The following is a 15,317-nucleotide window of genomic DNA, read 5'->3' as shown; positions in this document are numbered from 1 at the left end:
TTATATGGGTTGTTAAGAAAAGAGGTTATATAATAGCCCTATATGTAAGAATACGTAAGCGCCATCACCGTGATTTTATATTCTCAAAAGTTATACATACGACCCATAAAGGAGCGGCATTCATGTTAACGAACATTCATTTGCAAGGAAGCTGGAAGCTTCAATTGGATGAACAAAAGCAAGGCGTGCAATTCCCGTACAATGATAGCATCGAGCTGCCTGATACAACGTCCCATGCCCAAAAAGGGCCCAAAAATGATCAAGCGCTCATCGGGGCTTTGACGGACGAATACGCCTTCGAAGGATGGGTCTGGCTGGAGCGGGAAGTCCACATCCCGGCAGAGCTTGCAGGCAAGACATGCCATCTGTATCTTGAACGGACGCGCAAAACGCATGTGTGGGTAGACGGCGCGGATTTGGGTTCGGCGGACAGCCTCAATACGGCGCATGTGTATAAGCTGCCGAAAGGGTTGGCGGAAGGCAGCCACACTATCACCATTCGGGTGGACAACACCGATTATCCGACCAAAGGCGGTCATCTCACGTCCCCGGATACCCAGACGAACTGGAACGGCATTACCGGCAGGATCGAGCTTCAATTTTACGAAAACGTGTACATGGAGGATGTGCAGATCTATCCGGATGCGGCCCGTCGCAGCTTCCGAATCGTGAGCAAATTGTCGGGTTCTGCGCCAGGCATGACCCTTTCCGTGACTGCAAACAGCATTAAGCCTTACACGCAGGTGCAGGCGGCTTTGGAGGGATCGGTTCGCGAGCATCACGTGTCGGAGCAAACGTACGCATGCTTGCAGGATGAGTTTAATGTGGTTTATGACATGGGAGAAAACGCTCTGTTATGGAGCGATGCCGAACCTAACCTGTATCAACTGGCCCTTTCTTTGATCGACGAAAACGGGGAAATCAAGGATACGCAGACTTTCGTCGTTGGGTTGCGGGATTTCGAAGCCAAAGGGGATGCGTTTACGATCAACGGCCATAAAACGTTTTTGCGCGGCAAGCATGACGGACTTATTTTTCCGCTGACGGGATATGCACCGACCGATGTCGAAGAATGGCTGCGCATTATGGGCATCGCAAAATCGTACGGCATCAACCATTATCGTTTCCATACGTGCTGCCCGCCGGAAGCCGCGTTCACCGCTGCTGACATGCTGGGCATCTACATGGAACCGGAATTGCCGTTCTGGGGCACGATCACCGACGACAATGATCCGAACCACAACCAGGCCGAACAGGACTACCTGATCCGTGAAGGGTTTGCCATGCTCAAAGCCTATGGCAACCATCCTTCGTTCGTCATGATGTCTCTTGGCAATGAGCTGTGGGGAAGCAAGGAACGGCTGAACGGCATACTGAAGGCGTATAAAGCAGCCGATCCGCGTCCATTGTATACGCAAGGTTCGAACAATTTTCAATTCGTGCCAGACATTTTGGAAGAAGAGGACTTTTTCTGCGGCGTGCGTTTTTCCAAAGAGCGGTTATTCCGCGGTTCCTATGCGATGTGTGATGCGCCGCAAGGGCATGTGCAGCTTGATGTTCCAGGCACGATGAAGGATTACGACGATATGATTATTCCGCAAGTAAACGCCTCAGATAAGGGTGAAGCGGGAACGGGAGAACAAGAGATCCTCATCCAGTACGGCACCGAATCCAAAACCGTGACAGGGGCTGCCGCCGAACAGGAGCTCGTGCCAAGCATTCCGGTCATCTCTCATGAAATCGGACAGTATGCGATGTATCCGAATTATGAAGAAATCGGGAAATACACCGGTTCGATCAAGGCTAAAAATTTTGAGGTATTTAAGGAACGTTTGCAAGAAAAAGGCATGGCGCATCTGGCAGACCGCTTCTTCCAAAGCTCGGGCAAACTGGCGGTCGCCTGTTACAAAGAAGAGCTTGAAGCCGCCTTCCGCACAAAACATCTGGCCGGATTCCAACTGCTGGACCTTCAGGACTTCAGCGGACAGGGAACGGCGCTTGTCGGCGTGTTGGATGCCTTCATGGATTCCAAAGGAGTGGTTACGCCTGAAGAATGGAGAACCTATTGCTCGGATGCGGTACTTCTCGCCCGGTTCGAGAAATACAACTACTCGTCAGGCGAACGCTTTGATGCACGCCTGGAATTAAGCTACTTCCGAACGGCTTCGTTGGAAGGGCATGTTTTGGAGTGGGTATTGAAGGATGGGGAAAACAACACCATCGCGCAAGGAGAGCAAGCGGTCGAATGGACGTTAGGCGAAACTTATGGCGAGCTTGCCAACATTTCCATTGCACTTCCAGAAGTCGACAAAATGACAGAGGTTGAGCTGTCCATGCGCATCCAAGGAACGGATATCCGCAAGCAGTATGAACTATGGATATATCCGGAAGTTAACCCGAGTGCCATAGAGCAAGCGAACATATTCACGCGTTTGAATGAAGAGGTGATTGAGCGACTGGATCTAGGAGAAAACGTACTCTTGTTGCCATCGCCGGACACGGTCAGCCGTTCTGTTGAGGGTACCTATTGCACGGATTTCTGGTGTTACCCTATGTTTAGATCCATTTCGGAGAGCATGAACAAACCCGTTCCGGTGGGCACGCTTGGATTGTTGATTGATAACGAACACCCGGCACTGCGCCATTTCCCGAGCGAAGTCCATTCTACCTATCCTTGGTGGCATGCCGTGATGAACTCCCGTTCAATCATTCTGGATGAAATTGCGAGCGGGATCACACCCATCGTGCAGACGATTGATAATTTTGAACGGAACCATAAGCTGGGACTGTTGTTCGAATGTCGGGTTGGGAAAGGCAAACTGCTGATCGGGGCAATCAACCGCGATGAATTGGTGAGAAAGCCGGAGGGCCGGCAGCTGTTGTACAGTCTTGCTCAATACGTGCAAAGCGAGGAATTCCAGCCCGATGCCCGAATCGAGCTGGATGTGCTTCAACAATTGATCGGTTAATGTCAGACGATTGAATAATGGTGGAGAGGACCTTGCTCTTTACCCAGCATGTGCGGACTGCCGTTCTGTTCAGGAATGGGAGTCCGCACTTACGTATTGGAGCAGCATGCAGGCGAATTGCTTGGTCATATGCAGGTCTTTGGGGTTTTGGCGAGCTGCCTGCCCGAGGCTCATTTTTTGCAGCATGCCCATCATGGACGTGAAGATAAAATGAGCCGTATCGAGCGGTGCGGGATCAGGTTTTAATGTGCCGTCGGCGATGCCGGTCGTCAGCGCATTCATGAGGAAATGCCGTTCTTTGCCTTCATTTACAAAAAGATCGTAACGGGATTTCAGCTCGGTATTGGAATCATAAGCTTCATAATGGAGATCGAACAGCAGAATGTACCGGATATGTTCCGGATGCTGCCATGCGTATTGAACCCAAGCGTCCAGCATGGCCGCGAGCTGCTGCCTGCCGCTCCATTCGGGCGAAGCTGCCCGCGTAACGTTGTCCGTGAGATCTTCCATCAGCTGCATCTGGACCTCGAACAGCAGCTCGTCGATCGTTTGAAAGTGTTTGTAAAAAGTAACCCGGCTGATGCCTGCCGCATTGCAGACGTCCTTGATGTTCACGCGCAGAAAGCCGTGCTTCAGGAAAAGCGCCCTGCCTGCGGCAATCAGCTCGTCCCGGTTTTTGTTTTTGAGATGCTGGTGCCAAGTTTCACTCATGTTCGAGAAGGTTTCCTTTCTTCAGGCTCCTTGCCTTAATCGTTAAGGACAGGGAGGCCAGAAGGATGATTGCACCAAAAATATAGGGAATATTTATGTTTTTGTCAAACAAGGACCCTGCCAAAACGGGACCCAGAATGTTGCCCAAGCTGGTATACGTCGTATTTAAGCCCGAAGCATAACCTTGCCGGTCGCCTGCCGCTTTGGAGATTAACGTGCTGACCGTAGGCCGCAAAAAGGCGTTAAACGCAAAGAATAGTGCGGATACAACCAGCAAGTAAGCGAGATTAACTTTGACGAGCATCAGCACCAGTGCGATCGGGGTGACGATCAATGACAAGCGGATCAGCTTGATTTCGCCCATGCGCCGAATGAACCGATCCAGCAGCCAGACTTGAACGATGATGCCGATGACGGCGCCGACGGTAATGATGATGGAAATTTTGGCAGCGTCAAAGCCGTATTTCTGCTCCACGAACAGGGCGTATACCGTTTCGTAATTGACGAGACCAAAGGTCATGACCAGAATTAACAACAGGTAACGGAAATACGGCGTTCGGAAAGACTGTGCAATCTGTTTGCCCATCGTCTCGCGGCCCTTTGACGGCTGCGGGACTTTTCTTTTGTCAGGGGTTAGCGTCTCCGGCATAAAGATCGTTAGCAGCGTCGCCAGCAATCCCAGACCGGAAGCGAAGAAGTAGGGCATGCGAATGCCCCATTCGGCAATGATGCCGCCGAGTCCAGGTCCCAGCACCATCCCCAAATTCATGGCAGCACCCAAATAACCCATGCCTTTGGCCCGCGTTTCATGGGTCGTAATGTCGGCAATATAGGCCATGTTGGACGGTACCATGAGCCCGAGACCGATGCCTCCGATAAATCGGGCGAGATACAATAAAGGCAGCGTGGAGGAGACCGCAAACATCAGATCCGAGATTACGGTGAGGAACAATCCGGCCATAATCATCTTTTTCCGTCCGAACCGGTCAGACAATTGCCCGCCGATCGGCGAAAAAATAAATTGGGCCGCGCCAAAGGCGGCGATCAAATAACCGGCAGCCGTTCCGCCGGCGCCAAATTGCTTCAGATACTCCGGCAGGATGGGAATGACCATGCCCTGCCCCAGCAAAGCGATAAACAAATTTAGCATCAGAATGAACAGGGGGAAGCGGGCTGATTTCTGCAAAGTGCTCATTGTGCGGATCTCCTTTGTTTACATCGTGTAAAGGTTTACTTCATGTAAATGATTTTATGATGAATGCTTTTGTTTTGTAAATGATTTTTTGGCTAAAACGAAAAAGCAAGCAGACAGTGTGGCGTCTGCTTGCTTGCTTCCTTCGGCATTACAACGTTATCGTATGCTCGTATTTTTCCTTCAGGTTTCGTATATCCGTCTTGGGTGGCGCTCCAAACATCCGGGCATATTCACGGCTGAATTGCGACGGACTCTCGTACCCGACGCGAAAGGCCACATCGGCCGCTCCGGCCGACTCGGACAGCAACAGCCTTCGCGCCTCCTGCAGACGCATTTCCTTCAAGTATTGCAAGGGGCTCATACCCGTGACTTCTTTGAAATGACGGTGAAACGACGACACGCTCATATTGGCAAGCTCGGCCAGTTCATCGACCCGCAGCGGGTCGGCATAGTGGCGAACGATATGTTCAATCGCTTCCCGGATATGGTACGTACTGCTGCCTTCCAAAGCAATTTGTGCCAGCCGGCTTCCATATGGACCCTGCAGCAGGCGATACAGAATTTCCCTGATCATCATGGGGGAGAGAAACGGGATATCTTGGGGACGATCGAGCAAACGCGCCAGCCGCAGTACCGAATCCAGCAAATCGCGTTCCATTTGTCCGACGAAAAGGGCGCGTTTCGAATTTTCCTTGGCCACGGGCTGTAATCCCGACTCGTTCAGCACTTCCAGGATCTGGTCAGGCTTGAAGTCAAGCCTGAAGGTTAAATATGGCTCCTCCGGTGAAGCATTAATGATCTGCCCAACGACGGGCAAGTTCATGGAAGCAATCAAATAATCGGAGGGCGTGTATACATAACGCTCCTGTGCCAGCAATATTTCTTTCGAACCGCTCGCGATGAAGCAAAAACTGGTTCGATAAACGCCATAATGCGGCTCGGTTGTCTTGGAATAACGGATGAAATGCAAGGTTGGGAGCTTGGTCTGATTCGCTCCTTCATGCGCACATTGTCTGGCGATCAGTTCAGCCAGCTCACGTCGCTGCGCCTGTAGTTCCTCCATCATGGCATACCTCCTGAGTTACGGATCAGATCTATTATAAGCTTCCTTCGCAGCGGATATAAATAGAGATGAGAGGAATAGGCAAGAAGTTGCGACGAATGGATAACATTCATCAGCAGTGCTCAGGCATAATGAAAACAGGCATTATACACCTGACATCAGCCAATAAGGAGGATTCATCGATGGAATATGTAAAGCTGGGCAATACCGGTCTGGATGTATCGCGCATATGTCTGGGCTGCATGGGATTCGGAGATCCGGATCGCTGGATCCACAAGTGGGTGCTTACAGAGGAAAACAGCCGTCCAATCATCAAGCAAGCGTTGGAAATGGGCATCAACTTTTTTGATACGGCCAATGTTTACTCGCTCGGAGCCAGTGAGGAAATCGTCGGACGGGCGCTGAACGATTATGCCAACCGGGACGAAGTCGTGATCGCGACCAAGGTGCATGGACGAATGCATCAAGGACCTAACGGCGGCGGATTATCGCGCAAAGCCATCATGAGGGAAATAGACAAGAGCTTGAAACGGCTGGGCACGGACTATGTCGATTTATACCAGATTCACCGTTGGGACTACGATACGCCGATCGAGGAAACGATGGAAGCCATGCACGATGTCGTGAAGGCAGGCAAAGCCAGATATATAGGGGCTTCGGCGATGTACGCATTCCAGTTTCTGAAAGCATTGAACGTTGCGGAACGGAACGGCTGGACCCGGTTCGTCTCCATGCAGAATCACCTCAATTTGCTCTATCGTGAGGAAGAGCGAGAGATGATGCCACTGTGCAGAGAGGAAAAGATTGGCGTGATTCCATACAGTCCACTCGCTTCGGGACGGCTTACGCGTGATCCGGAAGCGACGACGCTGCGTTCGGAAACGGATCAGATCCAGAAGTCCAAATACGATGCGATGGCAAATACCGATCGCGTGATCGTGGAACGTGTGGCCGAGATCGCATCCAATCGCGGCGTTTCTCGTTCCCAGATCGCCATGGCCTGGTTGCTGCAAAAAGAGCCCGTAACGGCGCCGATCGTGGGTGCAACCAAAGCGTCGCACCTGAAAGAAGCCGAAGCGGCGCTGACCGTCAAGCTGACTGCGGACGAGGTCGCCTTCCTCGAGGAACCTTACGTGCCTCATCCCGTCGTTGGACCGAATGCAGGAAAATAAATACATCGCATATGCAAAAGCGGATGAATGGCCCCCAAAAACCGTCATCCGCTTTTTTGGTGTGTCAATAGGAACGGCTGCAAACCGAAGGTTCCTAGTTCAGTACGCCGCTGCCAATAATATCTACCGAAACCTCGGGTTGAAACCGAACGTTGGCATAAGCATCGTTCCAGTCGAGGCTCTTCCATAATGCAGGATGGTGGGCGATCAGCTGCCTGCCAATGCCGAACGCGTCGCAGCCGCCTTGCTGAAGCTTCTGGATGATCTGCCTCGCATCTTGTGTCATTTGCTCGGAGAGCTCCCGGTTCAGTCGTTGGATCGTATTCTGCTGCTGCACGTGGTCGTCCGCATATTCCACGACGGTTACCGGCAGCTTCAGTTTCAGACTGACGTTAATGCGGCCTTCCTGATCGACGCCCACTTTCAGCTTTCGTTTGATCCGTTGTGTATTCGCTTCATAGGTCACGTAATTTCGGGGATCATTGTCCGGACCTGAATTCACCTTTTTGACAAAGCGAGCAGTTTTGTTCCACTTTCCGCTTAATAGCACGTATAATACGGACTGCTCGGTATCCAGGCTGCCCGTGAATTTTTGACCATGGAACATGGCAATGCCCTGTGCCGCGATATCCTCGCCCTCCAATGCCAGATAAGGCAGGACGAAATCCTGACCGGGATCGAGCATGGGCGGCAATAACTTCTCAAGCGTCATTTCCGGAAAAACGCACAAATCCTCCAGGCTCTTGATTTTCCGGATGATAAACTCCCCGACCATCAGGTTGCCCACCTTTTTTTGCTCAAGGACCTTTCCGGCCAGGCCGTCCACGATCGCCAATTTTACATGGGACGTGGGGTAATCCGGCTCGCGATAGAGGACATCCAGATATGGATAAATATCATGCTGGGCCAATTTTTTGCCATACATGATCAGGCCGTATTTAAAAAAGCGAACATCTCCCGTAACTTTGGTACGAATTCGGTCCGTGCTCTGACGAACCGATCTTCCCGCCGCTGAATGGACCTCGTTGTCGCTGTTTCCTTGATTGCCTTCAAAGTCATTCACGATTTCCAATGTCTGTTGGATTTCGCCTTGGTCGGTAAGATCATAGGCCGAAGCGTTTGCCAGCCGGGCGTCCTTCAAGCTGTCCTGATCCCAGCACCCGCTCAGGAGCACAGCCAAAGATAAAAAGAAGAGCCCGATTCTTTTTTTCTTCATGGCTTGGTTTCCTCTTTTCTGTTGAACATATAGGACAGCAGCAATAAGAGCAGAGGCAGGGCGACAAGGAAAAAATAAGCGGAATTGTTCGCGATGCTGCCGATCAAATCCAAATGCTGCTGCTGCCGCGGCAAGTAGGCAATCACGCAAGAAGCGATGACGATGTAAGGTACGGACTTCCGGTGATTCTTCTGTTTGAGTAAATAGCTGAGTCCATAAGAAGCCGCATAATAGTAACCGCTGATTGAACCGAAGATCGAGATGAGCCAAATCGGGAGAAACAAGTAATCGACCCGGTCCATCGTTCCCAGCGGGATGGAGCGGAGCAAATATACGATAGGCTCCGGCATCAGGCCAAGCTGCTCCGGGCTGAATGCCGTCGAGCAGATCAGAACGGTAAAGCCATACAACAGCACAACGACGGCATTGGCTGCAGCGATGGCTTTCAGCTTGCCGACGTTATTTCCTTGTACCATGGGAAAGACGACGAGAATGAACTCGAAACCGAACATGGCCATGAGCGTTTCGGTAGATCCGCTGATAATTTTAGGCCATCCCGCTTCCGTCAAGGGAAGAAGGTACAGCAGGTTGGTTTCCTTGATGCCATAGCTGATCAGAACCATCATGGGGACGATCAGGAACGAGATCAGTACGAGAACCCGAGCGATGACGCGCAGATTTTGCCGGATCAGATAGATGCTGCCTAACATGAAAAGAGCCAGTATGGCCCATCGCGGGGTATTCTGAAACATCCAGCGGTTGATGACGTCCTGCGCATTTACGAGCACCGAAGTACCCATTAACAAATAATAGGCAATGTACGCGACAACCAGCAGTTTCCCGATCCAGCGTCCGGTAATCCGGCTCGTGATCTCATAGATGGAGGAACCGGGGAATCGGCGCAGCAGAAACCAGCACATGAGCATGATCAACTGGATTAGCAGGCCGCCAAGGATCACGGAGATCCAGCCGCCCCCCTTGGACAGCAGGTGCATCCGATAGGGGAGGGAAAGAATATCCACGCCGATTTCGAATTTGATGATCAGAAAAAACAATTGTCCCGGTGTTATGCTCGTTTCTTTATTCACGACGCTTCCAGCTCCTAGGGAAGTCTTGTTGCTTCAGCTTTTGGGCTTGCGTGCCATGCGGCCTCCCCCGAAGCGCCCAAATCGGGAAACGAATCATGACGTCTTTCATGTCGGCTAGGCGAAAAGGGGCGAGCGGCGCGAAATAGGGCGTGCCGAACGTTTCCAGTTTGCACAGATGAATCGTAAGGATAACCAAGCCAAACGAGATGCCAATATATCCGAAAATGGCTGCAGCCACCATCATGGGGAAGCGAAGGATGCGCACGGCGGAGCTCATTTCATGGGACGGAATCAGGAAAGACGAAATCGCCGTCAGCGAAACCACGATAATCATCGTATAGGAGACCAGACCGGCACGAACGATGGCATCCCCGATGACCAGACCGCCTACAATGCCGATCGTTTGCCCGACGCGGCTGGGCAGCCGCACACCGGCTTCCCGCAGCACTTCAAAAATCAGTTCAAGCAGCATCGCTTCCACCAAGGCGGGGAAAGGAATATTTTGAAGCGATTTTTTGATCGTATGGGCAAGCTCCAGCGGCAATATGGCCCAATGAAAGGTAATGGTGGCGATGTACACCGCAGGCAGCGTAAACGCGATCATGAAGCTGACCATGCGAATAAACCTGAGAAATGAACTGATCAGCCAGCGTCCATGGTAATCGTCCGGGCTTTGGTAGAAGGCAAAGAACGTAACCGGAGCGATCAGCGCCGATGGACTGCCGTCCGCAATGATGGCTACGCGCCCTTCCATAAGATGGGCCACGACCCGGTCCGGACGTTCCGTGCTGAGCTGCTGCGGAAACAAAGAATACGGGTTGTCTTCCATGAATTCCTGTATGAATCCCGGCGGCATGACCATATCCGAGTCAATGGATTGGATACGGTGCTGCACGTTTTCTACAAGTTCAGGGTTGGCCAGATCCTGAACGTATACCACCGCAACCTTGGTACGGGTTTTGGAACCGACCGTATGGTATCGAACGATCAGGGAAGGGCTGGTAAGCTGTTTGCGTACCAAATTCAGATTGACTTGCAAAGGTTCAACGAATCCGTTATGAGGTCCACGAATGACACCTTCATTCTCTGGCTCCGCCGTGCTGCGGGCATACCATTTTTCGGAGCTGAGGATGTAGAATTCGCAAATTCCGTCTAAAATGAAGGCGCAGTTTCCCTGAATGAGAGCTTCGACGGCGGTTTGCAGATCGTTATCCTTGCTGCTGCCGAGCGTTGTGAACATGTTATGGGAATGCGAATCATTCGAGGAATCGTACAAGTCGCCCAAAATATGGGTCTGAACCACTTCTTGATCGACCAACGAGTCGATATACAGGAGCATGCCTGGCGTGTCATGAAGCACAACGGCGTGTTTGACCAGATCATCGGTGTGAAAGAGCTGCTGTTCAATGAAAGCAACGTTGTCGGCTAATGCTGCAACAGCGAAATGTGGTTTGTTCATGGGATACCTCTCGCGCTGGAAGATAGAAGTAATGTGTGCCGAATCAGGTGCAATTATCCAAATGTTTAGCCATCTACGCTATATCGATTTCAACCCGTCATTGCATTGGACATATAACCGCTTACGCTGTTATTCGCCGTTGAATGGGGAAATCGAGCAAATTAAAAAGCCGGGAAGCAGTTTCCCGGCCTTTTCGGTGTTCGACTATACATCATTCATCATATCAAAGGAGCGAAAAATCTCCACAGAGTCCAACATCGCTTGCTTGTGATTGGCATAATTGATCTGGTAAATACAAGAATACAACGCATTAAGCGCATATTCGAGCGCGATTTGCGAAGAGAAGGTGCCGATCTTGGCGTGATGCACTTCATCATTCGGTACCTGAATGCATATCGTGCTAAGCCGAGCCAGCTCGCTTTGGATGGACGCAGTAATCGTGACCGTCGGCATGCGGATATGACGGAAATGTCGTGCAGCCTTCAGGAAGATCGGGGATTTGTTGTGATACGTCAAAAAAATGGCGCAATCCTCAGAAGTCATGTTCACCATATGATAAGCCCAGTCCGAAACTTCGGTCGCAATGACGACGTACTGGTTGATTTTGTACATTCTGTTCTGAAAGCTCTTGGCTCGAATCAGTGAGTCGCCCAGCGCAAAAATCAGAATGCGCTTCGCCTTGTGTAACAAGAGGGCTGACCGATTCAACAATTCGCCATCCAGCATGGCAAAGGTTCTGTCGATCGTTTCCTTCATCAATTCCGCGATATCCTTGGAGATCTGAATCGGTGATTCGTACAGTTGGAAAGGCATATTGGCATCTATGCTGTTGATTTGATGGAGATTGTCCTGCAATTCGCGAGCCAGTTTGATTTTGAATTCCTTGAATCCCGTTAATCCCAATTTCTGCGTAAGCCGAACGACGGTGGAATGCGAGGTGAAGGTGGCTTGGGCGAGCTCCTGCACGCTTAACGAAAGGCAGCTCTCCTGATGCCGCAAAATATAAGACGCAATGCTTTGTTCATTAACCGTAAAATCGTTCATTTGCTTCAATTGATGCAGCAATTTCATTGGCGTTCACCCCAGAATATTGTATCAGAGCCGGGACGGCAAGTATAGAAATGCACAATTTGTGCATAGAATCGGGCGATGCAGGTATACATCATGAACATTTATACCATTTTGAACGAGACATATACTGTAACGCCATCCTTTTATCTATAATCAAAGAACAACACGCCAAAAAGGGGATATTGGATCATGTTAACTATCGGATATATCGGAAACGGAAAAAGCACCAATCGCTATCATTTGCCGTTTGTCCTGACACGGGACCATATGAAAGTCAAAACCATCTACTCCCGCCACCCGGAGAAAAGTGAATGGGAACGAATTCCAGGCATCGAGTATACGGACCAGCTTGAACGCATGATGAGCGATCCGGACATCCGGTTAATCGTAGTGTGCACGCATACGGATACGCATTATGATTACGCAAAAATGGCGTTGGACCACGGCAAGCACGTGTTGGTCGAAAAACCGTTCATGATGACGCATGAAGAGGCTGTGTCCATTTTCAATTACGCGCGGGAGAAGAACCTGCTGGTTCAATGTTATCAGAATCGCCGATACGATTCGGATTTTCTGACTGCACAAAAGGTGCTGCAGAGCGGAAAGCTGGGGGAATTGCTGGAAGTGGAAATGCACTTCGATTATTTTCGGCCAGAGATCCCGGAATCGACCACGCATTTTTCCTATCTATCCAGTTATCTGTATGGCCATGGCTGCCACACCATTGATCAGGTTGTGTCCTGGTTCGGAAAACCCGAACGCGTTCATTGCGACGTGAGACAATTGCTCGGACAGGGGAGGATGAATGATTATTTTGATCTGGACCTGTACTACGGCGCACTGAAGGTGTCGATCAAATCGAGTTTTTTCCGGCTGAAGGAGCGGCCGAGCTTTGTGCTTTACGGCAAAAAGGGCGTTTTCGTCAAACAAACCAAGGATCGGCAAGAAGAGCATTTGAAGCTGTTTTATCTACCCGAAGGACATGACGACTTCGGTGTGGATCTGCCTGAACATTATGGAACGCTGACCTATGTGGATGAGGAAGGTGTTTATCATGAGGAGAAAGTGGTATCTGAGCGCGGGGATTATGGACGAGTGTATGAGGACCTCTATAATGCCATTTTTTATGGCTCTCCCAAAATGATCCGCGACGAGGAAACGCTCTGGAACATGGAAATGCTGGAGGCCGGCATCCAAGGATGCAAGTAGATATGAGGACGTTTCTGCGATAAAAAAATGGACAATCGGGCATTGCGTCGCCGAAATATGGACGGGAGGAACCACCATGAAACCACGAATCACGGTGCTCACTTTGGGTGTGGATGATTTGGAAAGATCGCTTGCATTTTACCGCGATGGGCTTGGATTTCCGACAGAAGGTATCGTAGGGCAGCAGTTTGAGCACGGTGCAGTTGCCTTTTTTGATTTGCAGCCAGGGTTGAGATTGGCCGTTTGGAGCCGAAAAGATATTGCTCATGACACGGGTCTTCCGCTAACGCCTTCAAGTCCGGTCACGTTTACGATCGGGCACAACGTGGGCAGCAAAGAAGAAGTGGATCAGGCGATGGAGCAGGCGCGGAAAGCTGGAGCAAGCATTGCGGTGGAGGCGCATGACACGTTCTGGGGCGGATATTCAGGTTATTTCCAGGACCCTGACGGTCATCTGTGGGAGATTGTCTGGAATCCGCAGTGGGAAGCTGAAGCATAAATAACATAAACATATAACGGGGATGCAAGCGTGAGTTAAAGCAGCATGAGCATGGAACAGAGAGCGAAGCCTTCAATGCATGAAGTCGCGTGCCTGTTCGTTTATTCCAGACTATGGTAGAGTTAGTCATGGAGTATAGGCAGGCATATGATATAAGAAGGAGCAGGGCAAGCATGAGCATGACCGAAAAAGAGAAAGCGGCTCAAGGATGGCTGTACGACAACAACAACGATCCCCAGTTGGTTGCGGAACGTTTGCAGGCGAAAGAACTGTGTTATGACTATAATCATCTCCGTCCAGGCATGTTGGAGGAGCGGGAAAGCATAATTCGCCGGCTTTTTGCCAAGACCGGGGACAAATTTTTGATCGAGCAGCCCTTCGTATGCGATCAAGGATACAACATCGAAATCGGCGAAAACTTCTATTGCAACCATAATGCCGTCATGCTTGACGCAGGTAAAATCACATTTGGCGACAATGTGTTCGTTGCACCGAACTGCGGTTTTTACACGGCAGGACACCCGATTGACGTCGAGCAGCGCAATCGAGGACTTGAAATCGCTTTGCCCATTGCCATAGGAAACAACGTGTGGATCGGCGGTGGCGTTTCCATTCTGCCTGGCGTCACCATCGGCGACAACACCGTGATCGGAGCGGGAAGCGTGGTCACCAAAAATATTCCTTCAGGGGTTATCGCCGCAGGTAATCCGTGCCGGGTCATCCGGGAAATTACGGAAGAGGACAAACATAAATACCCGAAAAGGTAAAGCAACGAAAACCGCATCGTTCATACGACTGCATATCGCAGGAAGCCGCCGCCGCCGTAAGGCGGCTTTCTTTTTTTCTGCGTTCCTTAGACCCAAAAAGGTGGGCGATATTCCGTCATTGAAATTGGCGAGCGAATGTTTAGAAAATGTTTATTCCCCATCGTTATACTTAAAGAATCATCGTGATCTCGGGATGGGCAACATGCTCCCTGCTGTACACGATTCACAGAAGTATGGACGTTTTGGAGGTATTTACGGATGAAGACAGCAATCATATAGGATGAGAAAGGGGAAATACTCTTTTCGATTGGAAGACAGATCATATCAGGCAATAGTTTACTTCACTTAGTACAACTCAAATTATAAATGCGGCATGAGCAGATAATGGGGGCATCGGAAAAATGGATATGGAAGAATACATGAGTCGTCGACTGAAAAAACAAAAACAATTGTTTGAGCAGCTGGGCATAAGCATGGACGCCCAACAAGTTCACGAAATAAAATTCAAATACACGGTCCGCGGATATGATCCGAAAACCGTCGACCAATTCCTTGATCAGGTTGTCAAAGATTACGAGCGTTTTTATGCGCATATCGTGGACATGATGGAACAGCAGCACGACTACGAACATCAGATTCGTCGTTTGAAGGAACATGCAGAACCGGAATGGAACCGGAATTTCACCCAGCGCAAACATCTGGAAGGCGTCATTAAACAACTCGAATACAGCGTTCGCGAATTGAACAGGATACATCATTCGTGATTTCGGGGCACCCTTGAAAGGGTGTTTTTTTAATTTCTGTCTACGCGCTTCGCTTCTCGAGATTGCTGCTGCCTCTCCGTTTACGTGTGTATCTTTTTTCCGGTTTATATAGTTCAACTTTAATAATGGGTTCT

Annotated in this window: 13 protein-coding genes; 6 read left to right on the top strand and 7 right to left on the bottom strand. The window is 50.3% G+C overall.

Annotated elements, in window-relative coordinates; translation table 11 throughout:
- Positions 1-122: 122 nt before the first annotated feature.
- On the top strand, positions 123-2,969 hold the full coding sequence (locus tag RSX24_RS12735; protein ID WP_343260813.1) for a DUF8487 domain-containing protein: 2,847 nt from the start codon (positions 123-125) through the stop codon (positions 2,967-2,969).
- 69 nt (positions 2,970-3,038) lie between these two features.
- Here RSX24_RS12735 and RSX24_RS12730 read toward each other — a convergent pair whose 3' ends face one another.
- From RSX24_RS12730 to RSX24_RS12720, 3 genes are all read right to left on the bottom strand, one after another.
- Positions 3,039-3,680, bottom strand: a complete 642-nt coding sequence (locus RSX24_RS12730; RefSeq protein ID WP_343260812.1) for a TetR/AcrR family transcriptional regulator — start codon at positions 3,678-3,680, stop codon at positions 3,039-3,041.
- Positions 3,673-4,875, bottom strand: coding sequence for an MFS transporter (locus RSX24_RS12725; protein WP_343260811.1), 1,203 nt, complete (start codon positions 4,873-4,875; stop codon positions 3,673-3,675). The genes RSX24_RS12730 and RSX24_RS12725 overlap by 8 nt, the downstream gene beginning before the upstream one ends.
- Before the next feature lie 148 nt (positions 4,876-5,023).
- Positions 5,024-5,941: an AraC family transcriptional regulator gene (locus RSX24_RS12720; RefSeq protein WP_236416905.1), complete on the bottom strand. Its 918-nt coding sequence runs from the start codon at positions 5,939-5,941 to the stop codon at positions 5,024-5,026.
- Between the two features lie 179 nt (positions 5,942-6,120).
- Between RSX24_RS12720 and RSX24_RS12715 the strand changes: the two genes are divergently transcribed.
- Positions 6,121-7,110, top strand: a complete 990-nt coding sequence (locus RSX24_RS12715; protein ID WP_343260810.1) for an aldo/keto reductase — start codon at positions 6,121-6,123, stop codon at positions 7,108-7,110.
- A 94-nt stretch (positions 7,111-7,204) separates the two neighbouring features.
- Here the strand turns inward: RSX24_RS12715 and RSX24_RS12710 are convergent, their stop codons facing one another.
- The 4 genes from RSX24_RS12710 to RSX24_RS12695 form a co-directional block, all read right to left on the bottom strand.
- Positions 7,205-8,326 (bottom strand): Ger(x)C family spore germination protein, encoded by a 1,122-nt coding sequence (locus tag RSX24_RS12710; protein WP_343260809.1) that lies wholly within the window; start codon positions 8,324-8,326, stop codon positions 7,205-7,207.
- A complete protein-coding gene (locus RSX24_RS12705; protein ID WP_343260808.1) occupies positions 8,323-9,414 on the bottom strand; it encodes a GerAB/ArcD/ProY family transporter in 1,092 nt (363 codons plus the stop codon). The genes RSX24_RS12710 and RSX24_RS12705 overlap by 4 nt, the downstream gene beginning before the upstream one ends.
- Positions 9,407-10,873, bottom strand: coding sequence for a spore germination protein (locus RSX24_RS12700; RefSeq protein ID WP_343260807.1), 1,467 nt, complete (start codon positions 10,871-10,873; stop codon positions 9,407-9,409). Before RSX24_RS12700 ends, RSX24_RS12705 begins: the two co-directional genes overlap by 8 nt.
- Before the next feature lie 204 nt (positions 10,874-11,077).
- Positions 11,078-11,944 carry a MurR/RpiR family transcriptional regulator gene (locus RSX24_RS12695; RefSeq protein ID WP_343260806.1) on the bottom strand — a complete coding sequence of 289 codons (867 nt, stop codon included), beginning with the start codon at positions 11,942-11,944 and terminating at the stop codon, positions 11,078-11,080.
- Positions 11,945-12,133: 189 nt separating this feature from the next.
- Between RSX24_RS12695 and RSX24_RS12690 the strand changes: the two genes are divergently transcribed.
- From RSX24_RS12690 to RSX24_RS12675, 4 genes are all read left to right on the top strand, one after another.
- Positions 12,134-13,153: a Gfo/Idh/MocA family oxidoreductase gene (locus tag RSX24_RS12690; protein WP_236416911.1), complete on the top strand. Its 1,020-nt coding sequence runs from the start codon at positions 12,134-12,136 to the stop codon at positions 13,151-13,153.
- Between the two features lie 76 nt (positions 13,154-13,229).
- Positions 13,230-13,652, top strand: a complete 423-nt coding sequence (locus tag RSX24_RS12685; protein WP_236416912.1) for a VOC family protein — start codon at positions 13,230-13,232, stop codon at positions 13,650-13,652.
- 179 nt (positions 13,653-13,831) lie between these two features.
- Positions 13,832-14,419: a sugar O-acetyltransferase gene (locus tag RSX24_RS12680; RefSeq protein WP_339278385.1), complete on the top strand. Its 588-nt coding sequence runs from the start codon at positions 13,832-13,834 to the stop codon at positions 14,417-14,419.
- Between the two features lie 401 nt (positions 14,420-14,820).
- Positions 14,821-15,183 carry a DivIVA domain-containing protein gene (locus RSX24_RS12675; RefSeq protein ID WP_236416913.1) on the top strand — a complete coding sequence of 121 codons (363 nt, stop codon included), beginning with the start codon at positions 14,821-14,823 and terminating at the stop codon, positions 15,181-15,183.
- The last annotated feature ends 134 nt before the right edge of the window (positions 15,184-15,317 follow it).

Origin of the sequence: Paenibacillus hubeiensis (assembly GCF_032334105.1) — a bacterium.
In the GTDB taxonomy this organism is placed as follows: domain Bacteria; phylum Bacillota; class Bacilli; order Paenibacillales; family Paenibacillaceae; genus Paenibacillus; species Paenibacillus hubeiensis.
Note: the sequence above shows the minus strand (reverse complement) of the source record. Positions and strands in the feature narration are given on the sequence as shown.